The 25,337-nt window shown below is 38.7% G+C and carries 23 protein-coding genes; 14 read left to right on the forward strand and 9 right to left on the reverse strand.

Going from position 1 to position 25,337, the window contains the following annotated elements; genetic code table 11:
• Nucleotides 1-35 precede the first annotated feature (35 nt).
• Nucleotides 36-1,010, reverse strand: a complete 975-nt coding sequence (locus tag L6494_RS18850) for a cysteine synthase A (protein ID WP_237996140.1) — start codon at nucleotides 1,008-1,010, stop codon at nucleotides 36-38.
• Nucleotides 1,011-1,350: 340 nt separating this feature from the next.
• On the opposite strand from L6494_RS18850, the gene L6494_RS18855 reads away from it, so the two are divergent.
• The 8 genes from L6494_RS18855 (at nucleotide 1,351) to L6494_RS18890 (ending at nucleotide 8,753) form a co-directional block, all read left to right on the forward strand.
• A complete protein-coding gene (locus tag L6494_RS18855; protein ID WP_237989227.1) occupies nucleotides 1,351-1,677 on the forward strand; it encodes a DUF3040 domain-containing protein in 327 nt (108 codons plus the stop codon).
• A 17-nt stretch (nucleotides 1,678-1,694) separates the two neighbouring features.
• Nucleotides 1,695-3,779, forward strand: coding sequence for a dynamin family protein (locus L6494_RS18860; protein WP_237989228.1), 2,085 nt, complete (start codon nucleotides 1,695-1,697; stop codon nucleotides 3,777-3,779).
• A gap of 214 nt (nucleotides 3,780-3,993) precedes the next feature.
• Nucleotides 3,994-6,231, forward strand: coding sequence for a dynamin family protein (locus L6494_RS18865; protein ID WP_237989230.1), 2,238 nt, complete (start codon nucleotides 3,994-3,996; stop codon nucleotides 6,229-6,231).
• 282 nt (nucleotides 6,232-6,513) lie between these two features.
• Nucleotides 6,514-7,047, forward strand: coding sequence for a hypothetical protein (locus L6494_RS18870; RefSeq protein ID WP_237989231.1), 534 nt, complete (start codon nucleotides 6,514-6,516; stop codon nucleotides 7,045-7,047).
• A 12-nt stretch (nucleotides 7,048-7,059) separates the two neighbouring features.
• Nucleotides 7,060-7,479, forward strand: coding sequence for a hypothetical protein (locus L6494_RS18875; RefSeq protein ID WP_237989233.1), 420 nt, complete (start codon nucleotides 7,060-7,062; stop codon nucleotides 7,477-7,479).
• 26 nt (nucleotides 7,480-7,505) lie between these two features.
• A complete protein-coding gene (locus L6494_RS18880; protein WP_237989234.1) occupies nucleotides 7,506-7,955 on the forward strand; it encodes an HNH endonuclease in 450 nt (149 codons plus the stop codon).
• An 85-nt stretch (nucleotides 7,956-8,040) separates the two neighbouring features.
• The gene (locus tag L6494_RS18885) at nucleotides 8,041-8,325 is read left to right on the forward strand and encodes a hypothetical protein (protein ID WP_237989235.1); all 285 of its coding nucleotides are present in this window, start codon (nucleotides 8,041-8,043) and stop codon (nucleotides 8,323-8,325) included.
• Nucleotides 8,322-8,753, forward strand: coding sequence for a PIN domain-containing protein (locus L6494_RS18890; protein WP_237989236.1), 432 nt, complete (start codon nucleotides 8,322-8,324; stop codon nucleotides 8,751-8,753). Before L6494_RS18885 ends, L6494_RS18890 begins: the two co-directional genes overlap by 4 nt.
• Before the next feature lie 99 nt (nucleotides 8,754-8,852).
• Here L6494_RS18890 and L6494_RS18895 read toward each other — a convergent pair whose 3' ends face one another.
• Nucleotides 8,853-9,437 carry a Uma2 family endonuclease gene (locus L6494_RS18895; protein ID WP_237989237.1) on the reverse strand — a complete coding sequence of 195 codons (585 nt, stop codon included), beginning with the start codon at nucleotides 9,435-9,437 and terminating at the stop codon, nucleotides 8,853-8,855.
• Nucleotides 9,438-9,612: 175 nt separating this feature from the next.
• A complete protein-coding gene (locus tag L6494_RS18900) occupies nucleotides 9,613-10,251 on the reverse strand; it encodes a peroxiredoxin (protein ID WP_237989238.1) in 639 nt (212 codons plus the stop codon).
• Between the two features lie 557 nt (nucleotides 10,252-10,808).
• Between L6494_RS18900 and L6494_RS18905 the strand changes: the two genes are divergently transcribed.
• The 3 genes from L6494_RS18905 to L6494_RS18915 all read left to right on the forward strand — a co-directional run bounded on the left by L6494_RS18905 (nucleotide 10,809) and on the right by L6494_RS18915 (nucleotide 14,508).
• Entirely contained in the window at nucleotides 10,809-12,521 is a 1,713-nt protein-coding gene (locus tag L6494_RS18905; protein WP_237989239.1) for a VWA domain-containing protein, read from the forward strand.
• A gap of 46 nt (nucleotides 12,522-12,567) precedes the next feature.
• Nucleotides 12,568-13,287 carry a hypothetical protein gene (locus L6494_RS18910; RefSeq protein WP_237989241.1) on the forward strand — a complete coding sequence of 240 codons (720 nt, stop codon included), beginning with the start codon at nucleotides 12,568-12,570 and terminating at the stop codon, nucleotides 13,285-13,287.
• A 99-nt stretch (nucleotides 13,288-13,386) separates the two neighbouring features.
• On the forward strand, nucleotides 13,387-14,508 hold the full coding sequence (locus L6494_RS18915) for a substrate-binding domain-containing protein (RefSeq protein WP_237989242.1): 1,122 nt from the start codon (nucleotides 13,387-13,389) through the stop codon (nucleotides 14,506-14,508).
• Here L6494_RS18915 and hpsP read toward each other — a convergent pair.
• From hpsP to L6494_RS18940, 5 genes are all read right to left on the reverse strand, one after another.
• Nucleotides 14,505-15,689, reverse strand: a complete 1,185-nt coding sequence (gene hpsP, locus L6494_RS18920) for a hormogonium polysaccharide biosynthesis glycosyltransferase HpsP (RefSeq protein WP_237989244.1) — start codon at nucleotides 15,687-15,689, stop codon at nucleotides 14,505-14,507. The genes L6494_RS18915 and hpsP overlap by 4 nt on opposite strands.
• 5 nt (nucleotides 15,690-15,694) lie before the next feature.
• Nucleotides 15,695-16,870, reverse strand: coding sequence for a hormogonium polysaccharide biosynthesis glycosyltransferase HpsO (gene hpsO, locus L6494_RS18925; RefSeq protein WP_237989245.1), 1,176 nt, complete (start codon nucleotides 16,868-16,870; stop codon nucleotides 15,695-15,697).
• 41 nt (nucleotides 16,871-16,911) lie between these two features.
• Nucleotides 16,912-17,931 carry a hormogonium polysaccharide biosynthesis glycosyltransferase HpsN gene (hpsN, locus tag L6494_RS18930; protein WP_237989246.1) on the reverse strand — a complete coding sequence of 340 codons (1,020 nt, stop codon included), beginning with the start codon at nucleotides 17,929-17,931 and terminating at the stop codon, nucleotides 16,912-16,914.
• Nucleotides 17,932-18,089: 158 nt separating this feature from the next.
• On the reverse strand, nucleotides 18,090-19,730 hold the full coding sequence (hpsL, locus tag L6494_RS18935) for a hormogonium polysaccharide biosynthesis protein HpsL (RefSeq protein ID WP_237989247.1): 1,641 nt from the start codon (nucleotides 19,728-19,730) through the stop codon (nucleotides 18,090-18,092).
• Nucleotides 19,731-19,789: 59 nt separating this feature from the next.
• Nucleotides 19,790-20,533 carry a glycosyltransferase family 2 protein gene (locus L6494_RS18940; RefSeq protein WP_237989248.1) on the reverse strand — a complete coding sequence of 248 codons (744 nt, stop codon included), beginning with the start codon at nucleotides 20,531-20,533 and terminating at the stop codon, nucleotides 19,790-19,792.
• A gap of 504 nt (nucleotides 20,534-21,037) precedes the next feature.
• Between L6494_RS18940 and L6494_RS18945 the strand changes: the two genes are divergently transcribed.
• The 3 genes from L6494_RS18945 to L6494_RS18955 all read left to right on the forward strand — a co-directional run bounded on the left by L6494_RS18945 (nucleotide 21,038) and on the right by L6494_RS18955 (nucleotide 24,292).
• Nucleotides 21,038-21,856, forward strand: a complete 819-nt coding sequence (locus L6494_RS18945) for an SGNH/GDSL hydrolase family protein (protein ID WP_237989250.1) — start codon at nucleotides 21,038-21,040, stop codon at nucleotides 21,854-21,856.
• Nucleotides 21,857-22,131: 275 nt separating this feature from the next.
• Nucleotides 22,132-23,340: a 4-hydroxy-3-methylbut-2-enyl diphosphate reductase gene (locus L6494_RS18950; protein WP_237989252.1), complete on the forward strand. Its 1,209-nt coding sequence runs from the start codon at nucleotides 22,132-22,134 to the stop codon at nucleotides 23,338-23,340.
• Nucleotides 23,341-23,467: 127 nt separating this feature from the next.
• Nucleotides 23,468-24,292: an Rpn family recombination-promoting nuclease/putative transposase gene (locus tag L6494_RS18955; protein ID WP_237989253.1), complete on the forward strand. Its 825-nt coding sequence runs from the start codon at nucleotides 23,468-23,470 to the stop codon at nucleotides 24,290-24,292.
• Nucleotides 24,293-24,414: 122 nt separating this feature from the next.
• Here L6494_RS18955 and hpf read toward each other — a convergent pair whose 3' ends face one another.
• The gene (gene hpf, locus L6494_RS18960; RefSeq protein WP_237989254.1) at nucleotides 24,415-25,065 is read right to left on the reverse strand and encodes a ribosome hibernation-promoting factor, HPF/YfiA family; all 651 of its coding nucleotides are present in this window, start codon (nucleotides 25,063-25,065) and stop codon (nucleotides 24,415-24,417) included.
• Between the last annotated feature and the right edge of the window lie 272 nt (nucleotides 25,066-25,337).

Below are 25,337 nucleotides of genomic sequence, written 5' to 3' on the forward strand. Positions count from 1 at the left end.
AAACCTTTAATTAATTACCCTGTTCTACTTAATGACTAATCCACAGACAGTCCTTTAGATGCTAGCCATTCACGGTTAAATATTCGCGACTGATAGCGAGAACCACTATCACATAATATGGTGACAATGGTATGTCCAGGGCCTAACTGCTTGGCTAGCGCGACGGCTGCGCCTACATTGATACCCGTTGAACCACCCATTAATAAACCATCTTGTCGCAATAGCTGGTAAACCACTCGCAAGGCTTCTTTGTCATCTATTTGGATCGCATCATCAGCTGGTGCGCCTTCCATGTTAGCTGTAATGCGGCTATTACCAATGCCTTCGGTGATAGAATTACCTTCTATTGTGATTTGACCTGTTTTGATGTAGCTGTACAATCCGCTACCCATTGGGTCAGCAACTACACATTTAATTGCGGGATTTTGTTCTTTCAGGTACATGGACACACCCGCAAATGTTCCACCAGTACCAGTTGCAGCCACCCAGCCATCAACTTTACCGTCAGTTTGCGCCCAGATTTCTACCCCTGTAGTTTCGTAGTGAGCGCGACGGTTAGCTAAATTATCAAATTGATTTGCCCAGATAGCATTATCCATCTCAGCCGCAATTCTACCAGATAGCTTGACGTAGTTATTAGGGTCTTTGTAGGGTACAGCCGGAACGGGACGAACTTCTGCACCCAAGGCTGTGAGCGCGTCTATTTTTTCTTGTGACTGGGTGTTAGGGATGATAATTAAGCATTTGTAGCCTTTAGCATTGCAAATATGTGCCAGTCCAATCCCCGTATTACCAGCCGTTCCTTCGACGACAGTACCACCCGGTTTGAGTAACCCTTTTTCTTCTGCATCTTGAATGATGTAAAGTGCAGCACGGTCTTTAACTGAACCCCCAGGATTCAGAAATTCTGCTTTAGCGAGGATTTCACACCCTGTTTCTTCACTGAAGCTATTTAAACGAATCAGTGGGGTATTGCCAACAGTGCCTATGAAACCATTTTTGATATCCATTGTCATTTTATTTTAGTTCTCACCTATAAAAATTGTGGCTCATCGCGGTGGTATGTATACACTGATTTTAATTTGTAAAGCGATCGCCTACAGTGGGCGAGTACGCCATACGCGATCGCCACCAAAATTTCTCTTCTCTTAACTCTTTGCGCCTCTGCGTGAAACAAATTTATCCATAATTTCCGCAAAGCAAGCCTAAGCTGTGGGATCTATTTTTTGAAGACAATTTAAAACCGCCCAAATCAAAATAGTAAATTCACTGGGGTTTTTAAGCAATTACGTAAGTTAATATACATACAATTCATAAGTAACAATATCATCCTCAATGGGGTGGACATCAATGACATCTCAAAATAATCGCCATCATGAACTAGAACAACGGGAACGAATACTGCGAGAGAAGGAAGTAGAATTACGACTCCGAGAAATGGAACAACAAATGTCTACTAATGACGCGCCATTTCATAAAACAATGAAACACCAAGCAGAAAATTCTTCCAAACCCTGGATGAAAAAAGTAATTCTTGGTGGTAAATTATTTGCTCTTGGTGTGGCGGCGTTAGTTGCGGTAAGAGTAGCATCAGTTTTGGCCGGATTTGTCATTATGGCAGTTCTGGCTTGGGTAGCTTACAAGCTATTTTTTGAAAATCGCAAAAAATCATCTTGAATTAAGGGATAAATGTAATGGTTAGTCAAGTAGGAACTGATAAATTTATTCAAGACTTAGAACGTGTTTCTCAGGTACGTTCCGAAATGGCAGTGTGTTTACAAAATTTATCTGAGACCATTAATAAAGCTGAATTAGAGGGAGAATCAATCTCAGGAAAACTCAGTTTAGGAAGGGATTTAGAAGATATTAATGTAGCTAGTAATAATCTCAAAAAAGGTGTGTTTCGCCTGTTAGTTCTAGGGGATATGAAGCGAGGAAAAAGCACCTTTCTTAATGCGTTAATTGGAGAGAACTTACTACCTAGTGATGTTAACCCCTGTACGGCTGTTTTAACAGTTTTACGCTACGGAGCAGAGAAAAAAGTTACCATTCATTTTAATGATGGTAAAAAACCACAACAGCTAGATTTTCAAAGTTTTAAATATAAATATACAATTGACCCAGCCGAAGCTAAAAAATTAGAACAAGAGAAAAAGCAAGCATTTCCTGATGTTGATTATGCAGTAGTTGAGTATCCTTTAACACTTTTAGAAAAAGGTATTGAAATTGTTGATAGTCCAGGGTTAAACGATACAGAAGCCAGGAATGAGTTATCTTTAGGATATGTAAATAATTGTCATGCTATCCTATTTGTGATGAGAGCATCCCAACCTTGTACTTTGGGAGAGCGTCGTTATCTAGAAAACTATATTAAAGGAAGAGGCTTATCAGTTTTCTTCTTAATTAACGCATGGGATCAGGTAAAAGAATCACTAATTGATCCTGATGATGTAGAAGAGATTAAAGCGGCTGAAAATAGACTCCGGCAAGTTTTTAAGGCGAATTTAGCAGAATATTGCCAAGTAGACGGTCAAAATATTTATGATGAACGAGTATTTGAAGTATCATCCATTCAAGCACTGCGGCGACGATTAAAAGATTCCCAAGCAGATTTAAGCGGGACTGGCTTCCCTGATTTTATGGGTGCGCTTAATACTTTTCTTACCAGAGAACGCGCGATCGCAGAACTCAGACAAGCAAGAACATTAGCTAGACAAGCTGTTAACCATACCCGCGAAGCCATAGGTAGACGGCTACCATTACTTGATCAAGATGTCGAAGAATTAAAAACACGCATTAATTCTGTAGAACCTGAGTTTAAAAAACTTACGAATATTCGAGATCAATTCCAGAGAGAAATCTTTACTACTAGAGATAATCAATCGCGTAAAATATCTGAATCTTTCCGCAGTTATATTTTAAATTTAGGCAATACTTTTGAAAGTGATTTTCTGCGCTATCAACCGGAATTAAAGATATTAGATTTTCTCAGTAATGGGAAACGAGAAGCATTTAATGCTGCACTGCAAAAAGCCTTTGAACAATATATGACTGATAAATGTGCAGCTTGGACTTTAACGGCTGAAAAAGATATTAATGCAGCATTTAAAGAATTATCTCGCAGTGCAGCGCAGTATGGTGCATCTTATAATCAAGTCACTGAGCAAATTACAGAAAAACTTACGGGAAAACAAGTTAAAGTCAACACTAACGAGACTACTACAGAAACAGATAATGCTCCTAGTTGGGCAAAATGGGCGATGGGATTGTTATCACTTTCTGGAGGAAATTTTGCTGGTGTAGCAATGGCTGGTGCTGGGTTTGACTGGAAAAATATTTTACTAAATTATTTCACTGTCATTGGTGTCGGGAGTATTATCACCGCAGTTACAGGTGTACTTCTCGGCCCCATTGGATTTGCTTTACTTGGTTTGGGAGTAGGTGTTTTACAAGCAGATCAAGCACGTAAAGAGTTAGTTAAAACTGCGAAGAAAGAGTTAATCAAATATTTGCCCCAAGTAGCAAATGAGAAATCACAAACTGTATACGATGCAGTAAAAGAGTGTTTTGATAGCTACGAAAAAGAAGTGAGTAAGCGGATTAATGATGATATTAATTCTCGTAAATCTGAGTTGGATAATTTGCTTAAGCAAAAAGAAACACGCGAAATTAATCGGGAGAGTGAGTTAAAGCGGTTTAAAACTTTGCAAGAAAATGTTATTTCTCAGTTACAAAAGATTGAGGCGGCTTATAGTAATCTTTTAGCTTACTATGGCTAGTATCAATCACATCTCTCTCTTGGCTACAAATAGAGAGAGGTGGGAATTTTTAAACGCAGAGGGGCGCAGAGGTTCACGCAGAGGTTGAATGAAAGCTTTGTGTTTAAAAGCTAAAAAATTGTGATGCTCCCTTAACTACATATGAACACTGATAAAATTATCTATGTTTATATGTAGTTAAAACTTTACATACTAAACCTAGAATGAGGGGAATATGCCACAACAGGATAGAAGATACAGAGATTTAGCAGATACTCTAAAATCTGCATCTACATTACTAGGTTTAGAACGCACATCACAACTACATCAAGATATTATTAATATTGGTAATTATCTGACTAATCCTAACTTTAGGATTGCGGTTTTTGGGCCTTTTAATCATGGTAAGTCTACTCTATTAAATGCTATTTTAGGAACTCGCACGTTACCTATAGATTTAATTCCTACCACAGGCGCAGCTATTACTGTCAAATATGGCTCTGATGTCAGAACACGCATCATGTTAGTAGATAATACAGAAATTTATCGTAGTGGAACGGAAATTTTACAACAATATGCAATTCTGGATGGTGATAGACAGATGCGAAAGGATGTAGCATCTGTAGAAGTTTTTTGTCCTCATACTTTTTTAGAAACTGGTGTAGAGTTTATTGATTTACCAGGAACTAATGATAGGGATGAGCAGGATAATTTAGTTAGAGAGCAACTTTTCAGTGCTGATTTAGTTGTGCAGTTACTAGATGCGCGCAAGTTGATGACTTTAGGTGAACGAGAAAACTTGCGAGATTGGTTATCAGATAGGGGTATTAAAACAGTTATTTTTGTTGCTAATTTTATTAATTTACTTGACCCGGAAGAGCAAAAACAAGTGCAGAATCGGCTGCGGTTTGTTGCAGAAAGTTTCCGCGCAGAATTACCTCCAGGTTTTAGTAACTTATATCGAGTTGATGCTTTACCTGCTTTACGCGCCAGATTAAAGGGTGATGTGGGTGCTGCTAGTAGTAGTGGGTTAGTAGCTTTTGAAACAGCGTTGCAAAATATTGTGCATATCTTACAACAAAATCGGGGTGATGTGAGGTTGCCGAGAGTGCAGGCGATCGCATCTCAAATTCAGTTATCATTAAAAAAGAAAATTGACCCAATTGCTAATGAATTTAAAGTATTTGATGAAAAACATAATGCCAAAATAGAAATCAAACAAAAAGCTAAAAATTTAATTACGCAAGGCTTTAATACTAGTCTATCTGAGTTAAGAGATTGGCTCTCTTTACCAAAATTATTAGCTAAATATCAATCAGATGCGGCTGTTGCACTAGCAGAAAATAATTTTAAATCTTGGTTAACAAGTAAACTCAAAAAAGACCTCACAGAGCTACAGTTAGCTGTAATGAAATGGCTGTATCAAGCTTATGATTTCTTTAAGGAAGAACGCCCAGAAGACTTATTAATTCCTTTCCCCCTAGAACCACACATTACTTTACCCCCAAAACCAGATAATACTGAAATTATAAGTGAACCTGGTGCAATGGCTGTAGGTGGTGGGATTGGTTGGTTATTAGGCGGACCAGTCGGTGCTGCTGTGGTTGGGAGTATTTCTTATGTATTAAATAAAAATATTCAACAGCACGAAGAAAAATCAGCTAATGAGTCATATCATCAGCAAGTTGCTAAACTTTGTATAAAAGCGACTGAAGATTATTTATCTCAATTTAGTAGTCAAGCTTTATCGATATTATCTGAGTTTGAACATCAAGCTGAAAAAGTGATTGATTTTAAAGTCACTCCAGAACCAAAAGAAGTTACTCAAAAGCGTGAAGAGTTAAGGCGAATGCAACAGGGATTTAATCAATTACTTAGTGAGTTAGAACAAGCTAAAATTTATATTAACTATCAACCTTATATAGAAACGCCAAAAGTTAATCAAACTCAACAAAAGTCTTCGCAACAACAAGAACGGATTTATACTCGACAACCTCAAGCCACTCCTAACCCACCACGACAGGAGAATACAGCTAAGACTGCTGAGAAAAAAGTAGAGTCTGCAAAACAGCAAGTTTATTCACCACCACCTCCACCAAAAACTGCTCCTTCACCCAATCCCGCAGAGGTAGAAGCGAAGTTTCATAACTGGGAAATGGATGAAGAAATAGCACGTATGAAAGCTGAAATGCGTTCTCCTGGTTATCAGAAGTGTAAGCAGCAGACAAATCAAAATACGCAAGTACCTAAACCACCTCAAAGCCAAACCGAAAAGGATAAAATTGCTCGCGCGTATAAGATTTTAGGCTTACCACAAGATGCTGCTTTTGCTGATATTAAACAGGCATATAAAAGTTTAGTTAAAAAATGGCATCCAGATTTATATGTTAACCAACCCCAGATGCAAAAACAAGCTCAAGAAAAAATGCGTTTGTTTAATGAAGCTTATACGGTATTGTCTAATGCTAAATAAGGGTGTAGCGGAAGAAAAAAACCGGGATAACCTCAGTATTATTTCATATTAGGTTTGCAATTAAAGTTTCAAATACTACAGCATATTCGATCTTTATGAGGTACAGTACCCAATTCAAATTCCAAGGTTTACAAGCCACCCTGTAATTGATATACCTCACTTATCTTAAAAGTGCTGTATGTTTTGTTGAACAACAAACTGGAATGATTAGTTAAACTAACTACATGGGTATAATATGCTCAAGGAAAAGTAATTTATTTTACCAATAATTTTCATAAAACCGTGAATAAGTCACAAGCCATCAAGCTACTGGAAAACGAGGGATGGACAAAAGCAGATGCTATGCGAGCATTGGAAGTAATTGACTTTCAGATTAATCCTGATGAAATTACCATTCGTCGAGCTATTTCGCGTTTTGCGGGTACAGAACTAATTAATCGTCAACGCCTTCAAGCTGCTCAGAAAGGAATGGTAACAAAGAAAAATAAAGAGATTGAAAGAACTCATCAGGAATATACAGCTAAAATCAACCAATTAAATCAGTCTTACCAACAGGAACAGGAAAAATATACCTACGAAGTTCAAAATTTATTAGACACGAATAAAGTGTTAGAGACAAAACTTAAAAATGCCAATATTCAGAATAGTGAGTTAGTTCAAGCTAATAAACAGTTACAAAATGATAATAAGGTTTTGAAAAATCTTATAGATGAAATCAAGCTCAAATTAGCTATAAATACCAAACAACTTCTTCAATATGAAGATAGTGAAATCAGGAAAGCATTAATCCATATGTTTAAGTCTACACTTGGATAGATAATTTATTTTATGAATAAGAAAAAAAGAAATTTTCAGGGTATGAGTTATCGTGTAATGCAAATTAATAACTCTCAAAGCAGACTTAAATTGTATCAGGAAGACCAATCTTGGTTAAGGAAAAACGGCTATAAAAATGTTGGCTGGAATCATGTGATTAGTCTTTACGAAAAAATTGCAGAATTCTTAAAAAAATATAATCTGAATGATTTAACACTTGAAGAATTATTCTTAGAAGCAGATCGGATAGGTAATAAATATCAGACAATTCAAGAAATTACTAATTTTAATCAAAAGTTAGCTATAGAAGTAAATGAAATTGCCGACTCTATAGATACGCAGTTTCCTGACACAGAAATAGAGTTTATTGATTTTAGTAATAATTTCCAAAATAAAAATAGGAAAAAACATCAGCGCAATTCTCATATATAGAACTATTCAGTATTAACTAAAGCATTATGAATCTAGAAAATAAACAGCTTAGGGAATTATTCGCTCTAGCAAATAAGATTGGTAATAAGCGATATCACAAACTTACACATCAAGACTTTGAAAACTACAGAAAATTTGATTACTGGAGGTATGTTAATGGCGATTATGAGTGCGGCACTACCCAAGAAAGTAAAGATTGGGTAACAGAAAATTCAGACGGGTATTGTCCAATTTGTGAGCAGCACTATTCGGTAAAAGGTGGTAAAAGTATAGACCATAAGCTACCACGCTCACAATATCCTTGGTTATCAATGGATTTTCAAAATCTATGGGTAATTTGCCGAAGTTGTAATCAAGAAAAGAGCGACATGAATTGGTATGAATATGAACACTATATATTTATTCATTATCCTGATTGGTATCCTGCTGTGAAAGCTGTACGTCCCAAGTCGCTACTGCATTCATTAAAAGGCTAACCCAGGTGATTACTGAATCAAAAATAGTGAAGCGATTGCACCTAATTTTTTTATAAAATAAGATATCAACGGTCAAACTAACTATATGACTTTGCAAGAACTCAAAGAACAGATTGATAAATTATCAACAAGCGATCGCCTCACTCTCATCTCTCTAATTATCGAATCACTCCAGCGTGAAAAAAGCGATAATTTAGAACAAAAGCAATTTGATCCTTCTGATATTTCCCCTCAACAACACTTACATACAGACAGAGCAAATGTAATTAATACAATGCGTGGATTTCTCAAAACGGATCAGCCTGCTCCCACAGATAGCGAAGTGCAAGCCATGTTAGAACAACGTCTAGTAGAAAAATATCTACAATGAAAGTCTTATTTGATACAAATATTATTTTAGATTTTCTACTAGAAAGAAATCCATTCTTTTCAGATGCACAAAGATTGTTTCAAGCAATCAGTTCTGGAGAAATTGTTGGTTATGTGACTGCAACAACTTTAACTGATATATTCTACGTTGCTAAAAGACAAACCCAAAGTATTGAGCGTGCAAGACAAGCAATCTCAATGATAATGACTACTATGGAGATTTGTCTAGTTGATCGTTCCACTCTTCAAGCTGCTCTAATTTCTGGTATTACAGATTTTGAAGATGCTGTACAAATTGCTTGTGCGATCGCTCAAAATTTAGATGCGATTGTGACTCGTGATACTAAATTTGCGGGTGCTTCGATTCCTGTATTGTCTGTGAGTCAGATATTACAAGAGCTAGAATCAATTGGCGAGACTAACCTTTAAAAAGCGACAAGAAGACAAGCTAAAATTTCATCGGGAATAACAATGCTCATGGGTTTAAAGGTGTAGGGGTATAGGGGTAGTAAGATTATTTCTTGATAACTACCAAATTTTAGACATATTCAGAGCGAATCCGGGTAAAACTGGATCTGCGCTTACTGCGTCAGGATTTTCTAAACATTCTTCTGATTGACCAGGACGATAAATGTAAACTTGGCGGTGTTTGCGGTCAATTAAAAAGCCTAACTGTACCCCTGGTTCTCTCATGTACTCTGCCATTTTATCTTTGAGGGGTTGAAGATTATCACTAGGTGATCGCAATTCAATGACAAAATCTGGACAAATAGGTGCGAATCGTTTTTGCTGTTCTGGTAAGAGACTATTCCACCGTTCTAATTTCATCCAGGAAGCATCAGGAGAGCGTTCTGCTCCTGTAGATAACGTGAATCCTGTACTGGAGCTAAAAGCGATACCTGTACCGTCTTTTTCTGTCCAAATTCCTAACTGTACGGCAATATTAAATTCTCGATTGCCTGTTTCTGAACCCGTAGGGGGCATAATTGATATTTCTCCTGACTGATTGCGCTCAATGCGTAAGTCACCATTTATCTGACAAAATTCAAAGAATTGTTCGTCTGTCATTTGCATTGATGGTGGCATTTGTATCACTAAGGAATATGACAGCATAATATTTCAACAGCTGACTTTATTTTTATTTTCACGTAAATACAAAAAAACGCAAAGATAAAGCTTTGCGTCTTGTACTTAAATTGACTTAAAATTTCCTACTTACTGCTGAGTAATTACTCAGCACCGGCTAAACGCCGCGCTACCGCTAACAGCACTCAGCACTCAGCACTCATTACTTGTTAGGCTGAGGAGTCATCCGCAAGTAGGGTTTAACTTCTTGATAACCTTTGGGGAATTTTTCTTTCAATACTTCTGGGTCTTTTAGCGAAGGTACGATTACGCAATCATCGCCGTCTTTCCAGTCGGCTGGGGTAGCTACGCTGTAGTTATCGGTGAGTTGCAGTGAATCAATTACCCGCAACAGTTCATCAAAGTTGCGTCCGGTGCTGGGGGGATAGATGAAGGAAAGACGTAGTTTTTTGTTGGGGTCAATTACAAATACGGAACGCACTGTTAAAGATGCGTTAGCGTTGGGGTGAATCATGTCGTAAAGGTCAGAAACTTTACGATCTGCGTCTGCCAAAATTGGATAGTTGAGGGTGGTGCTTTGAGTTTCTTCGATGTCGCCTACCCAGCCGTTGTGAGATTCTACATCATCAACGCTGAGAGCGATCGCTTTTACGTTACGCTTGTCAAATTCTGGTTTGAGTTTGGCAACTGTACCTAATTCAGTTGTGCAAACTGGTGTATAGTCAGCAGGGTGAGAAAACAGCACAACCCAGCTATCACCAGCCCATGTGTAAAAATCTATGTCGCCATGTGTAGACGCTTGTGTAAAGTTGGGTACTGTATCACCAAGACGGAGAGCCATATAAGATTCCCTGTAGTTAATTGACACTCTCCGACCTAAAGGTACGGAGATTCTTAAGACCTCACAGCCTTAATATTCTGTTTGCACAGATTCCCAGGCTCACCACGTTTGCCCAGTAGGGCGTAGTGATATCTCCTCAAGGTTTTTCGGGCGTAGACTTTCCCTCAGTCCGGGGGTAGGTTTTTAAATCTTGTACTGATTAGAGTATTTTACCATGTTCATCAACAAAATTGACTTAAGCCTAAAGGCAATAAAGAAGCTTTCATCCCGTGCCTGTTCGCGCAGCGTCTCCCCTTGGGAGAAGTACGAAGTTCGGACACCTGCGTGTCCTGCTTCTCACGGGTTTTCAGCATTTCCCTTATAAGTTGACAAATTTGCTGGAATAGTTTAGGAAATATTATTTGTAGTTTTGAGAGGTATTTCTATATCTGAGATCGGTTATAGTTGTTACATATTTTAGTTACACGTATACGTTTTTGAGCGGCTGATATTCAGGTATTTGCTTGTAATAGCAAATAGCAGAGATTACTAGGTAACTGACTTTCTGGGATAAATACATGATTCTCAAAGGGTCTTGGTCAATTAGACGCTTGACGGCAGCCTTTGGTGTACTGTTACTAACAGCTTGTAATGGTAATGCCAACTCTGATGATAATTTTACTGGTTTGAAAGTTAAGCTTTTGGTGGGTAGTGCCTTGGGGGATTTTTGCAACCAAGCTGCAAAGAATTTTAATGATACTCAACCGAAGTTAGATAATGGGACAGCGTTTCGGGTAAGTTGCGAAGCACAGGGTAGCGGCGATGTAGTGACAAAGGTAGTTACTTCCGCCACTCAACTGAAAAATGGCACTTTACAAGCAGATGCACCAGACTTACCAACGATTATTTCTGTGGATGGAGATATATATCACAGTCAGTTAATTTACCGAATTAACCAACTATTTCCAGGGCAAAATTATATTCCTGATATTACTGACGCACAGCTAATAGCGAACACGCCAATGGTGTTTATGGCGCAACCGGATGTGGCTGGAGGACTAAAAAAAGTTGCTGACCCTTATCAAGCTTTGGTGACAGCGAAAACTCACCGGGATATTGACCCAGCTGCGCCACCGTTAACAGTGAACTATGTCCACACTGCGCCAACTCGTTCTAATTCTGGGTTACAAACACTGGTAGCTCAATATGTCAGTGTATCTGGTAAACGGCCGGAAGAGTTGACTATTGCTGATGTGCAGAAGTTTCAGCCGCAAATTCAGCAAATTCAAAGCAAGATTACCCGTTATGGGGTTTCTACTAATTCCCTCGCCCAATCAATGGTGAAAAATGGCCCGTTTTGGGCTTCTGTGGGGTCTGTTTATGAATCTAGTGTGATTGCGGCTAATTCTACCTTGCAACCAGGACAACAGCGTTATACAGCCGTCTATCCCAAGGCGACTTTTACATCTAATATGCGGGCAATTGTGCCGAATGCACCTTGGGTAAGTGCTGATGAGAAGGCGGCTGCTGAAAAGTTTATCACCTATTGGCGATCGCCTGAAACTCAAAAAATTGCCACAGATTTAGGTTTAAGACCAGGAACTCCGGGTGTGGCTTTAGGTGCAAAGTTTTCTCCAGATTTTGGCGTGGAATCTCAAACCAAGTATGATTCCCTCAGACCACCGAAACCAGAGGTGGTAGATGCTATGTTGAAATCTTGGCAGGAAGCTTCTAAGAAACCTTCTCTAGTGGTGGTAGTTGTTGATTCTTCTGGTTCAATGGAGGGGAATAAATTACCAGCCGTGCAGAATACTTTGTTAAATTATATTAAGAATCTGGGTGTAAAAGAGCAAATTGCCATTGTAGACTTTGATTCGGAGATTCGCCCCCCAGTGTTAGTAGATGGTACACCCCAAGGGCGCGATCGCGGTTTGCAATTTATCAGTGGACTCAGAGCCGATGGTGGAACAAGATTATATGATGCTGCTTTACAAGCCCGCAATTGGTTACAGCAAAATCGTCGTCAAGATGCAATTAATGCGGTTTTGATATTAACAGATGGGGAAGATTCTGGTTCGCAAGTTTCCTTAGACCAGCTATCAACTGAATTGCAAAAAAGTGGGTTTTCTACTGACCAAAGAATTGGCTTTTTTACTGTTGGTTATGGGAAAGAGGGTGAGTTTAATCCTGATGCTTTGAAGAAGATTGCTGAGTTGAATGGGGGGTACTATTCTAAAGGTGATCCGGAAACAATTGCTCTGTTGATGTCAGATTTACAGGTGGAGTTTTAAACGCAGAGGTACGCTGAGGGAAACGCAAAGGTACGCGGAGTTTTTTATGGTGAAGTTAGTGAATCCGTTGTATTATCCGGTGGCTGTTTTGGTTGGGGGTTTGACTCTGTTTGTTGGGGTGCGGTTGGGTAATTTGTCTAGTTTGGTAATGATACCTGTGGCGAGTGGTTTAGCGGTGGCTGGTGCTAGTTTTTTGAAGTCTCGTGAAGGTGAGGTATTAGAGTTAGATAACCCAGAATTGGAACGGGAAATTTTAGCAGTTAAAACATCAGCGTTGGCTTTAGCAAAGCAAGCAAATGGAATGCGTTTAGAGGTGCAGAAATTATTGACTGATACCTTTCATGTGGAACTTTTGACTACTGTTTCCATGAGTTGCGATCGCGCCGATGAACTTCCTGGTAAACTTGATAAATTAGTAGTCAATCTACATCACACAAATTCACTTCTTTCTATCGAAGCTCTACAACAGCAACTTACAGAAGTAAAAAAGAAATTACCATCTAGTTCTGGGGTGGCTAAACGACATCTTAATCAATTAGCAGATAGTCTCAAGCGCAATGTTAAATTAGCACAAGAAGGTGAAGATACTCGCCTAGGAAGAATTATTAATATTGCTACTTTAATTCAAGATTTTTCTGGAGTATTGCAAAAACTGCAAACGAGATTACGTACATCTGACTTAAATGATGCTGAACAAATTAATGGGTTGCAATTAATTGCTGATGAATTAGGTAGTCTTGCAGACAATCTGGATTTAGTAGTATGACAATAATTTTGTTTTTAAACACAGAGTCATGCAAAGTTTTAATGAAATCTTCTTTTTAGTGTTTGACTGATTTCTGATGACTAATGAATAGAAAATAATATGAAAGCAAAAAAGTCTGAATTCAAACACAAAAATCAGGTTTTTACCTCAATTACTATTATTATTGCAGCATTGGGTTTAACTTACGCTCCAATTCCTGGATTACAGCAAACTGTGGTAATTGTGAGTGGGACAGAACTACAAGAACCACTGCAAAAACTAGAAGCAAAATTTGAGCAAGAAAACCCCAATATCAAGTTAGAACTCAAGTTTCAGGGTTCGCAAGATATGGTGAACAATTATGTTGACCAGAAGAATGACTTTAAAATTGCGGTGTTAATTCCGGCTAATGGAGAAATTTTAACAGAATTAAGCGATCGCCTGCAAGCTACCAACAACATCGACCCATTTTATAATTCTCCCACACCCATAGCGAAAACTTTACTCGTAGCCATTGCCTGGCCGCAACGGGGTAAAGTTTTATTCCCAGATGGACGCTTCCAATGGACAAAAATCGAACAAGCCATGCAAGCTAGTAACTGGGGAAAAATTGGTGGTGCTAATGACTGGGGTAGCTTTGATTTTGTGACCACAGACCCCACTCGTTCTAACAGTGGTCAGGTGACTCTTAACCTGTGGACACAAGCAAAGTTAGGTGCAAACATCAACCAAAATAGTTTTAATAACCCATCTGTGCAGTCTTTGTTTGGGTTGGTGAAAAAATCAGTCTATCAACCACCACGGTCTACAGATATTCTCTTGCAAGAGTTTATTAGCAGAGGTCTTAATGATGCTGATGTCGCTACTGTATATGAAAGTATAGCGTTGTATCGTTGGCAACAGTCAACCGCTAATCAAGGTCAACCTTACCAAATTTACTATTTAAATCCCACCAGTGAGTCTACAGCTACAGCCGCAATTGTCCGCCGAGATATTGATGGCGGAACAGCAAATGCAGCTAGGAAGTTTTTGGATTTTCTGACACAACCACCACAGCAAGCAGTTTTAGTTCAGCATGGTTTCCGTCCAGTGAATAATGCGGTTGATTTAAAAGCTGTACCTAACAGTCCTTGGAATCAAAATATTCCCGGTGCGGAAGTTAAACCCACGGTGCAAACCATACCACCACCCAACACTCAGACAATTAGAGAAATTCAGCGTCTTTGGGAAAGAGCAAATTAATGATTTGCGATAATTGTTTGATAGGCTTGGATAGTTTGTTTTGCGATCGCATCCCAGCTAAAATTTTCTAAGGCGTAATTTTGGGCATTTAATCCCCGACGCTGACATTCTTGGGGATTTTGTAAAGCTGCTTGCAGCAAGTCTACCAACGATGATACATCTGTTGTTCCCACCCAGCCTGATTCACTATCACGCACCTCTTCCCAAATATGCACTTGGTCTGAGATAACTACAGGTTTTCCGGCTACCATCGCTTCAGCTACAGCAATACCAAAGTTTTCATAATAAGATGGCAAGACGAATAAATCAGCCGCTTGTAGTAGAGTAGTTTTTAATTCACCACTAACAAAGCCTGTGATGGTAGTGTAAAATTTTAACGGTGAATTAGCAATTTGGTCTTTAATTCTTTGTTCATAGTCTGGGTCTTGGGGACTTGCACCCGCTAAAACAAAATGAAACTTATTACCAGATGTTAATAACTTTTCTAATGCTGGAATCAACAGATTTAACCCTTTTTTTGGGTCAAGCCGCGACATAAATAGCACCAAAGGGAAATCCTCTGGTATACCTAATTTATTAGTTATAAACTCTTTGCCATTGTTAGATGAATATTGAGGCGGGATTACACCCAAAGGAATGACTAAATCTCGTGTAGCCACCCCAAACCTTTCGGAAACTTTTGCTTCTTGTTCGCTAGTAAAATGAATCGCTGCTGCTTTAGCTAAATTACGCCGTTCAATAATTGCTACATACAGCTTTTTTAATTGTTTTTTCTTCAGTAAATCAGACGGGTCAAGCGTTCCTAAAGGACGTAAAATATAAGGTAATTTTTGTTGGCTACATACAACCGCCGCCGCACTACTCACCGGAGAAAATAAAGCATGAATATGTGCTAAATCAAATTCCCTAGCATGAGTTTTTAACCAATTTAGTAAGTCCAAAGAAAACTTATAACGTCGGAATGGCGCACAGCGAAAATAAATAATATCATAGCCATCTTGTTTTATAGGTACATTTAAAGGTACATCCAGAGGTTTTTGACCAGTATCACCATTACTATCTGTAGTTAGTACCGTAACTTCTACCCCTTCTTTAGCCAAAGCCGGTGCTAGTCCCAGCACCATTTGACTAGGGCCGCCATAGATTAAAGAAATCGATGGAACAATATGTAAAATTTTCATGTTATTCAATTTTTATTGACTAACTCCTGATAAAACTCAAATTGTTGCTTGGCTAAAGCTTTATTGGTATACTTATCCATCGCTTTCTGATAACCAATTTCAGCCAAATTATGAGCCAAATCTGGTTTTTCCATAAGCTGTAATAAACAATTAGCTAAAGCTTGAGCATCACCTTCAGGAAATACCAAACCAGCGTCACCAATGACATAAGGTATTTCCCCAGAATCAGAACCAATCACAGGTACTTTACAAGCCATAGCCTCAATTAGTACATGGCCAAACTGTTCTTTCCAACCAATAGAAGTGAGAGTTTTAAATTGGTAGGTGGTTTCTGAAGGCAAAACCAATGTATTCATTAAGTTAATATAGTTGGGGACTTCATCATGAGGTACACTCTCTACAAAAATCACCCTATCTTGAATATTATTTTCTGTTGCTAATTTAACTAGTTCGTCTTTTAAAATTCCGCGTCCCAGTAATAATAATTTCCAAGGCTGATCTTTTAAGACAATTAATGACTTTAGAAGTGTTAATAATCCTTTTTCTGGCACAAACCGCCCTACGAATCCCACAACAAAATCAGTTGATGTAATACCAAATTTAGCAGCTAATTCTGGTTGTGCTTGAGGCGTAAACAGATTTTGATCTACACCCAATTGTGGCATAACTTTAATTGTACCTTCATACCCACGTTGTCGTAAAACTTCAGCCCCATCCTGATTACCAGAGATGATACCGTGGCTGTGGTTAAGGTTATATTTTTCTAATAAAGCAATAGGTAATTTTAATTCATAAGGTAAATTCCACCAAGTAAAAAAGATATTTTTTGCCTCCAGTCCTAATAACTGATTTAATATAATCATCTGAGTATAAGCCAGACTCCTAGAACCTTGTTCTACTTGGATGATTTGGGGGCGAAACTGTTGCAATAAAGATATTAAATCAGCACCGAATGTCAGTAGACCTTGATGGTTTTGACTAAAATTAGAAACTGGAACTATTCTAAATGCACCTTCATCCCTAGATTGGGTTGCAATAGTTTTATTTTGTACACCACCAGGTTTCCAAACTTTAGGTACTACAACTGTCACCTCAATTCCCGGTTCTAATTGAGATAGCGCGCGTAGCTTTTCACAATTGAGGTCTACTATATAAGTATGACTGGCAACTAATATTTTCATGAATATTGGGTAGTTGTTAGTTGTCAGTTATCAATAGATAATTAGTTTTGACTAATAACTAATGACTCTTGACTTTTGACTAATGACTCTTGATCAAGACGACTGTAAATTTGCCCATCATCCCAATTAGATTGAATGACAGTCCCTAAAGCTTTGAAGAAACCCAAGATATAGAATACACCACGAGTAACAATTTTTATAGGTGAGCCACTTTTATGACAGGGGGGACGGCCGAGGACGTGACAATCAAATAACCTGGCGTATAGGCGTAAAGCTTGGCTAGCGGTGAGGTTTTTCATCGCCATCAAGAAATGATTGTGATAGAAGGTAAATTGATATTTGAGCGATCGCATACTAATATCATGACAACCTCCAGTTTCTTCTCCTAGATGTACTAAATTAGCCTCTGGGTCATACCAAATCTTATACCCTGTCTGGCGCAACCTCAAACAAAAATCTGACTCTTCACGTACTGCACTACCGCGAAACCTCTCATCAAACCGTAGTCCATATTTAGTGAAAATTTCCCGGCGGAAGGACATATTGCAACCCCTTGCACTTAACACTTGTTGGGGTTTAATGGTGTGTACTAAGTCAATATGATACCAAGCAATACCGGGGTTCATTGCCTCTGGGGGTAAATATTCTATCTCAAACTCTCCCCCAGACTCACCTAATTTCATTCTGTCAAATACCCGTCCAGCTACCGCCCCTATCTCTGGATTTTGTATATAGTTTTTGACATGGGATGAGATATAATTGGGGGTTAACTTGACATCATCATCAATAAAAATAATTATTTCCCCAGTAGCCCGTCTGACACCATAGTTCCGCGCTCCTGGTAAACTTGCCCAGTTCAGTTTAAACCATTTAATTTTTTCTGCTGCTGCTAGTTCTGCTAAATAATTTTGGACTTCTGGTTGATGTGTTGGTGACTGGTCTACCACCAAAACTTCAAAATTTGGATAATCTTGATTTAAAACATCTGCAATGCTATCTCTTAATGCTTCTTCTCTACAGTATGTAGGAATAATTACAGTGATTAAAGGCTGATTATTCATATTTTTGATGATAAATTAAGCTATCAAAATTTAATGCGTCAAGTTTAAATTGATGAATAAGCAAGTTTGTCGTAAAAACTTTAGTCCTAATTTTTAAGGACTGGAGTCCTTACTACGAACCGTCAAAAATAACTTGACATAGTGCTGCTTTGTAAGAATCAAACACTTTTTGCTTTTTCTTCAAGTTCTTCATTTTTCCTCTCTTGTTTATCCAGTATTGGTAATTTGAAAAGAACTCCTGCAAAAAACCAGTAATATACAGCTACCGGATCGACATCTAAAGGATAGTAGTATGTGTTGTAACTAATAAACAATATAAACACCCATATAGCAGCTGCGTAAGTACGGAAACTACGGTTTTTTATTGAGCGATACGTTTTAAAGGCAGTAACTGTCAGGGTAGTCACTAAGGCGACAAAACCCAATAATCCCACAATGCCAACTTCATACAGCACTTTAGGGTAGTAGGTTTCCACCAACTTAGTTGAACCTAAACTGCGAGCCGAGTTAGTAGCCCTACCCAACCCACTACCTATGGGAGTATCTACAGTTTTCCAGTTCTCTTCAAATTGTTGGACGATAAATTCCTCCGGTGGTGAAGCGTCCCAACGACCAGACAAACTATCAACCCTTTCTTGGACAATAGCCGGGTTAGTGACCATTGCAATTCCCAAGATGGCAGCCAAGCCTATACCAATGGGAATAAAGCGTTTGAGGTTGGCAATTTGACCTGTGAGTATTAGCAGTAACAAGAAGCAAGTAGGTACTAAAGCTAATGCAATTCTCTGCCCCGAAACAACTGCATTTATAAATACCGTAGCCAATGAACCTAAACTGATTGCACGCCAAATGAAAGAGGGGTCAGAAAAAGCCGCAGCAAAGGCTAAAAAGGTGCTGGAAATTAAGAACCATGCCCATTGCCAAGGAGCGACGAATGTTCCCGGTAAGCGAATCATTCCTTGGCTAGGACTATAAACTAGAGAACCACCAAAATAACAACGTGCGTCCAGGGTGGCTTTAAATAGGTCAGCACCTGAAGCATTTCTAGTACCTTCACAGACCCCTGTGTACAATAGTCCGTATTGAAGAATACCCAATGCTCCACATATGAGGATTGCGCTGACCTGGAGGCGCGATAAGAATAGAAAATCCTGTTTGTTGCGAATTAAGTAGTAAGCGCAACCAATCAAAGGGACATAGCCTAAAAATACTTTTAGTCCCAAAATACCCATACCTATAGGTATTTCGCTAGTAGTTCTTTCGAGCAGTCCCACGCTAGGTGGGTTTAGTTGCTGTCCACCATTGATAAACAGCAAAGTCAGCATACACAAGCCAAATAAAATAAATAGTGGAGTTCTAATAGGGGAGGGCAAAATTAGAGGTAGTTTCTGCTTGCGGCAAGTCTGCCAAATTGCGATTAAAGCAGGAAAATAGAACGAGTCCTTGGCAAGTTGTAATATAGGACTGTTACCAATGTAATAAGTGATTGTCCCTCCAAAAGGTACGTAAAGAAGAAAAGCAAAAAGAGCTAACCTCGGATATTTGTAAGATATAGACATGACAATTATTCCCAAAACAGTGGGAACTGCTGCCTTTATTCCGACAGTTAAAAACACCAATATACCAACAAAGAAGCTGACGAAAGAAACGGTAGTTAGTAAATTAATCAGTTCTTTACGTGCTTGGGTTGCTTTCCGCTTTTGGGCTAACCTGTCTTTTAAACTCAGGGTTGGCGTTTCTTTCTGTGGTTGCTGTTTTGATTTTTTAGTCCGTGATGATTTCGATTTTAATTTTGGCATAGGTGCGTTCTAGCCTATCAGCCTCAGAAAAAGTATATTTTTGACCTAATAAATTCAGATTACTGTAAATTATATAACCCAAATTCATCTCTAATAGATGGGGTAATTTTTTTTCGATTGAAGATACTGAAAGTTAACTTTGTCCGATCATAGTAATGATTTTCTCCTGTCTCTAACATATAAATTGCACCTGGAAATGGTAATGCACTAATAGCTTGACCTTTGTCTGTCAAAATATCTTTAACTTTGGCGTGATCTATATAATACTTATAATAACCATATCCCCGATTATATTCTGCGGGTTCCGGGAGAAAATTTAAGTCATATCGCAAAATATTACAACTTCCACACATTCTATAAAAGTTATTTCTTTTAATATATATATGGTTACTGCCCTCTTGATATTTATAACCTTGATTGATAAACCATCCATTACTGTTAGGATTGTCTTTGACAAACTCTGCTAACTTTCTGCTGACACAATCATCTGCATCCAATGCCATCGTATGAGTAGGGTCAAATTGTTGGGCATATACTAATCCTCTCAGAATTTTTCGCCCTTTATCTGTGCGTCCTTGATTGATAGAAAGGGACTCTTTATTAGCTGAGAAATCAACTGTAATGTATGTTATGTTAGGATGGTTAAATTCTATTTCTGGTTGCTCATTACAAACCACGATTACCCGGAAATCTGGCGAAGTTTGATGACAAACTGATTTAATACATCTTTCAAATAAATGTGTAACCCGCTCCCATGATTTAGAAAATTCTCGACCTTTAAGTGGGATAACAAAAACAAGCATATTGTTACCTTCTATAAATACCGCAATAGTTAACGGGTAAATAATAACACATTAACAATTAATGTCTCATGACTATAGCGGTTATCGCTTTAGTGAGGTACAAGAACCCCACCCCCAACCCCCTAAGAGCAAGCAAGGAGGGCTATGATATACCTCATGTGATTAGGAAACGCTATAATACCAAGTTCAGATAATTAGTAATAATTCTCAATGTAGTTTAACCCCATCCCTGATGATCGTGGATTAAATAACCTGTAGCTCTGGTTTAGCAATAGTCTTTAGCAAATTCGTCATGTATAAAGTGTGTCATTCAATTTAAGTAGAGCGCATATTTTTCAATATTAATATATTTAAATATTTAATCATCTAACTCCGCGTTTAGCGATGGTCTACGACCGACGGTCGGTCATCGCATCAATGTCTCCGAATAATTGCGGAAAATAGTGCCATTATCTTAGTAGCGATTTAAAATCTGAGTCAAATCATTGGAAAATTTCGCTAGTCGTGTCCACCACTGCAAAACAATTTCCTATCTGGGCTTTTTTCTTACTGGCAACCAACGGCATCCTTATGTTGGCGGTGATTCTGCTGATTTTGCGACAGCAGGGTTTGACCGTTTTTTCCAGTAATACTACCCCAGTTCCAGCCAATCAAGCCCCATCTGCTACCCCAGAGTTAGGCCCCCGCCACCAACTTAGTTACCAAAAGTGGGTAGACATCCTCAAGCAAGAAGCCCAAATAGCAGCTGAACAGCGTCCGCCGCAATTAAGTATCTTAGCGGGGGATTCTCTGAGTCTATGGTTTCCTGCGGAATTATTACCTAAAGATAGAAATTGGCTTAATCAAGCAATTTCTGGTGAAACCAGCAATGGATTATTCAAAAGATTAAATTTATTTGACAAAACGCAGCCAGAAACGATTTTTGTGATGATTGGGATTAATGACCTCATTCGGGGGGTGAATGATCAGGTTATCTTAGATAATCAACGGCAAATGATGAATTATCTAAGAAAAAGCCACCCCAAAGCTAAAATCTTTATCCAGTCGATTTTGCCTCATGGGGCAGAATCTGCCACCTGGGAAGGACGGGAAAAATTACTGGCTATTCCCAATAGTCGCATTCAGCAATTAAATCAGCAGTTAAAAAGCATAGCAGCCAAAGAACGGGTTGAATATCTAGACTTATATTCCTTATTTGCCAACCAGCAAGGAAATCTTCGCCCAGAATTGACTACCGATGGCTTACATATCAATCCTGCCGGCTATCTGGTTTGGCGCACAGCCTTGCAAATTTATCAAAAGGGAATTGGTGGGACTAATTAATTCAAAATTAGAACTCTTGCAAAAGTCCGAAAATGAGATGTGTCATTCTGAATGAAATGTAGAATCTAAGAGATGTTTCGCTTCGCTCAACATGACAGGTTAAGCATTTATGCAAGAGGTCTAATAACTTGTGTCACCTGTCACCTGTCACCTGTCACCTATCACCTATCACCTGTTCCCTGTCCCTTCTAACTTAAGAAAATCTCTACCTGATTAACTAAATCGTGTCATGGCACGAGAAAATCAGAAAGAGGAGATAATAAAAAATAAAACATATGGATACAAAAGCTTTTAAGCGTTCACTGCAACATTCAGAAAATTACAACCGTAAAGGGTTTGGTCATCAGGCTGAAGTAGCTACTCAATTGCAATCTGAGTATCAAAGTAACTTAATTCAAGAAATCCGCGATCGCAATTACATCCTTAAACGGGGCGATGTCACTATCCGTTTGGCGCAAGCTTTTGGCTTTTGCTGGGGTGTGGAACGCGCTGTGGCTATGGCTTATGAAACCCGCAAGCACTTCCCGACAGAACAGATTTGGATTACTAACGAAATTATCCACAATCCTTCTGTGAATCAGCGAATGCAGGAAATGCAAGTCGCATTTATCCCTGTTGATGGGACTAAAAAAGACTTCTCTATTGTGGGTAATAACGATGTGGTGATATTACCTGCCTTTGGAGCTAGCGTTCAAGAAATGCAGATACTCAACGATAAAGGCTGTAAAATCGTTGATACTACCTGCCCTTGGGTATCTAAAGTTTGGAATACCGTGGAAAAGCACAAAAAAGGTGATTACACCTCAATTATTCATGGTAAATACAAGCATGAAGAAACTGTGGCTACTAGTTCCTTTGCTGGTAAGTATTTAATTGTGCTGAATTTAAAAGAAGCCCATTATGTAGCTGACTACATTTTACATGGTGGCGATCGCGAAGAATTTTTACAAAAATTCGCCAAAGCTTGTTCAGCCGGGTTTGATCCTGATCAAGACTTAGAACGTGTTGGTATTGCTAACCAAACCACGATGCTGAAAGGCGAAACCGAGCAGATTGGTAAACTGTTTGAGCATACCATGATGCAGAAGTATAGTCCTGCTGAATTAAATCAACATTTCCAAAACTTCAATACTATTTGTGATGCTACCCAAGAACGGCAAGATGCCATGTTGGAATTAGTAGAACACAACTTAGATTTAATGGTGGTAATTGGTGGGTTTAATTCATCAAATACGACTCAATTACAACAAATTGCCCAGGAACGTAATTTGCCTTCTTATCATATTGATTGTGTGGAGCGAATTAAATCTAGAACATCTATTGAACATCGGCAATTAACTGGCGATTTAGTCATTGCAGAAAACTGGCTACCAGATGGAGAAATAGTTGTAGGGGTTACGTCTGGTGCTTCTACACCTGATAAGGTTGTGGAAGATATAATTGAGAAGATTTTTGCTCTTAAGGCTACGGTTGCGGTGGCTTAGGAGTGCTGAGTGCTGAGTGCTGAGTAAAATAAAAATTACTCAATACTTTGGCACTCGATAAATATTTAAAAATATTTAGTTGATGTTTCTTTTAATTTGTGAATTATTAACTTTTTACTTTTAATAAATGTCCTTTGATAATCTGTGCAAACTTCTGTCTGAAAAACATCCTGTTACTTTTGCCAGTTGGGTATTAGGTAAACCGCAAACTGATGTTACAGTTCTTAAAACTGAATTGAGTATCGAGCCGATTCGCGCTGATTACGTCACATTCCTGCAACTACAAGAACGCATTCTCCATTTAGAATTTCAAACCAAACTGGAATCCACACCACCCCTACCCCTGCGGATGCTAGATTATTGGGTACGCCTGTATAGGTTGTATCGTCTACCCATCACGCAAGTTGTCGTATTATTGCTTCCCCCCGCACCAGATACAGTAATTGAAACCGTTTTTAGTGTCGAGTCTACTCGTCATGAATATCGTGTAATTTCTATGTGGGAGGAAAATCCTCAACCATTTCTTAATGAGCCAGCGTTATTACCATTAGCAACACTAGCTGCAACTACCCAGCCTCAAGTTTTATTACAACAAGTTGTGGAACGAGTGAATCAACTTGAGCTAGGAGAGCGATCGCAAATCTCCGCTTACACCCAAATTTTAGCGGGTTTAAAATATAAAAAAGACTTGATTAAACAATTATTTCGGGAGGGTATGATGCGCGAGTCAGTTATTTATCAGGAAATTCTCGCCGAAGGAGAACAACGTGGAGAACAGCGAGAACGATCGCTCATTCTCCGTCAACTTACTCGTCGTGTGGGAGAATTATCTCAACCAGTGCGAGAACGAGTAGAAAATCTTTCTTTAGAACAGTTAGAAAATCTGGGTGAAGCATTATTAGATTTTCAGACAATAGCGGATTTAGACACTTGGTTGAGTACATTAAAGTAGCACAGACAGCATTACCCTTGTTCTTAATGCTCTTGATGGCTTGCTGGATACACCAAAAATCTCCCGACTGCCAAAGTTTTGCTATCGCTTTGGCAGTTGGGAGAGATTTAATTATCTAGTATCTATCTACTGTGAGATTTTTCTGGCATCCCTACATTAGTGGCTGACTTACCATTTTTACCATTTGTATGGGCATTGCCATTGTTATTACGGGGTTGAATTACGCCATAGCCGCCATGATTGCGTTCATAAATGACGTTAATCTCACCAGTTTCGGCGTTGTGGAACATATAAAAATCATGTCCCACTAATTGTAGATGCTCTAAAGCCTCTGCAACTGTCATCGGGGGCATAGAAAAGTATTTAGTACGGACAACTTCTTCTGGGAGTTCGGGAGTGCGATCGCCTATTAAATCTGCAACTACTGGTTGTGGTACAACTACTTCATTAGTGGGTAGAGCGTGAGTTTTCTTGTCTTGTTTTCTTTCTTTATATTTACGGAGTTGTCTGGCAATTTTATCTGCAACTAAATCAATGCTTGCGTATAAGTTTTCGCTGCTTTCCTCCGCGCGGATGACACTACCATTTGCATAAATAGTGACTTCAGCCGCTTGTCTAGTATTAATTCGGGGATTGCGAGCTACGCTAAGGTGGACATCCACTTCGTTGGTGATGTTCTGAAAGTGGCTAACTGCTTTTTCAATTTTTTGATGCACATATTCTCGAATCGCATCGGTAATTTCAATATTTTTGCCGTGGATGACAAGCTTCATGTAAACTCTCCCGCTCGATAGCGCAATATTTAATGTGATGTTGTCTTTGTATGAAAAGGGATTGCGGTAAGTTATGTTACTGCACCAACACCTGTTTTAGACTGTTTTGATGTCCTTTTAGCCTGCTTTATCTCAATTTTTTGCATCTATTATAGTTATTCCTATGTACACCCTTGCTTTTTTCCTTCATTTAGAGCGATCGCTCTAACTGATTGCTAGACAATTAGACAGTCGCGCTCTTTTCTCAATTAAGGTAGCCTAATTAATAACGG

This window comes from Nostoc sp. UHCC 0870, from assembly GCF_022063185.1.
Lineage (GTDB): Bacteria > Cyanobacteriota > Cyanobacteriia > Cyanobacteriales > Nostocaceae > Trichormus.

Excerpts from the sequence above, each read along its gene's own strand:
- L6494_RS18850 (WP_237996140.1), bottom strand. The coding sequence starts at position 1,010 with ATGGATATCAAAAATGGTTTCATAGGCACTGTTGGCAATACCCCACTG.
- L6494_RS18855 (WP_237989227.1), top strand. The coding sequence starts at position 1,351 with ATGACATCTCAAAATAATCGCCATCATGAACTAGAACAACGGGAACGA.
- L6494_RS18860 (WP_237989228.1), top strand. The coding sequence starts at position 1,695 with ATGGTTAGTCAAGTAGGAACTGATAAATTTATTCAAGACTTAGAACGT.
- L6494_RS18865 (WP_237989230.1), top strand. The coding sequence starts at position 3,994 with ATGCCACAACAGGATAGAAGATACAGAGATTTAGCAGATACTCTAAAA.
- L6494_RS18875 (WP_237989233.1), top strand. The coding sequence starts at position 7,060 with ATGAATAAGAAAAAAAGAAATTTTCAGGGTATGAGTTATCGTGTAATG.
- L6494_RS18880 (WP_237989234.1), top strand. The coding sequence starts at position 7,506 with ATGAATCTAGAAAATAAACAGCTTAGGGAATTATTCGCTCTAGCAAAT.
- L6494_RS18885 (WP_237989235.1), top strand. The coding sequence starts at position 8,041 with ATGACTTTGCAAGAACTCAAAGAACAGATTGATAAATTATCAACAAGC.
- L6494_RS18890 (WP_237989236.1), top strand. The coding sequence starts at position 8,322 with ATGAAAGTCTTATTTGATACAAATATTATTTTAGATTTTCTACTAGAA.
- L6494_RS18895 (WP_237989237.1), bottom strand. The coding sequence starts at position 9,437 with ATGCTGTCATATTCCTTAGTGATACAAATGCCACCATCAATGCAAATG.
- L6494_RS18900 (WP_237989238.1), bottom strand. The coding sequence starts at position 10,251 with ATGGCTCTCCGTCTTGGTGATACAGTACCCAACTTTACACAAGCGTCT.
- L6494_RS18905 (WP_237989239.1), top strand. The coding sequence starts at position 10,809 with ATGATTCTCAAAGGGTCTTGGTCAATTAGACGCTTGACGGCAGCCTTT.
- L6494_RS18910 (WP_237989241.1), top strand. The coding sequence starts at position 12,568 with ATGGTGAAGTTAGTGAATCCGTTGTATTATCCGGTGGCTGTTTTGGTT.
- L6494_RS18915 (WP_237989242.1), top strand. The coding sequence starts at position 13,387 with ATGAAAGCAAAAAAGTCTGAATTCAAACACAAAAATCAGGTTTTTACC.
- hpsP (WP_237989244.1), bottom strand. The coding sequence starts at position 15,689 with ATGAAAATTTTACATATTGTTCCATCGATTTCTTTAATCTATGGCGGC.
- hpsO (WP_237989245.1), bottom strand. The coding sequence starts at position 16,870 with ATGAAAATATTAGTTGCCAGTCATACTTATATAGTAGACCTCAATTGT.
- hpsN (WP_237989246.1), bottom strand. The coding sequence starts at position 17,931 with ATGAATAATCAGCCTTTAATCACTGTAATTATTCCTACATACTGTAGA.
- hpsL (WP_237989247.1), bottom strand. The coding sequence starts at position 19,730 with ATGCCAAAATTAAAATCGAAATCATCACGGACTAAAAAATCAAAACAG.
- L6494_RS18940 (WP_237989248.1), bottom strand. The coding sequence starts at position 20,533 with ATGCTTGTTTTTGTTATCCCACTTAAAGGTCGAGAATTTTCTAAATCA.
- L6494_RS18950 (WP_237989252.1), top strand. The coding sequence starts at position 22,132 with ATGGATACAAAAGCTTTTAAGCGTTCACTGCAACATTCAGAAAATTAC.
- L6494_RS18955 (WP_237989253.1), top strand. The coding sequence starts at position 23,468 with ATGTCCTTTGATAATCTGTGCAAACTTCTGTCTGAAAAACATCCTGTT.
- hpf (WP_237989254.1), bottom strand. The coding sequence starts at position 25,065 with ATGAAGCTTGTCATCCACGGCAAAAATATTGAAATTACCGATGCGATT.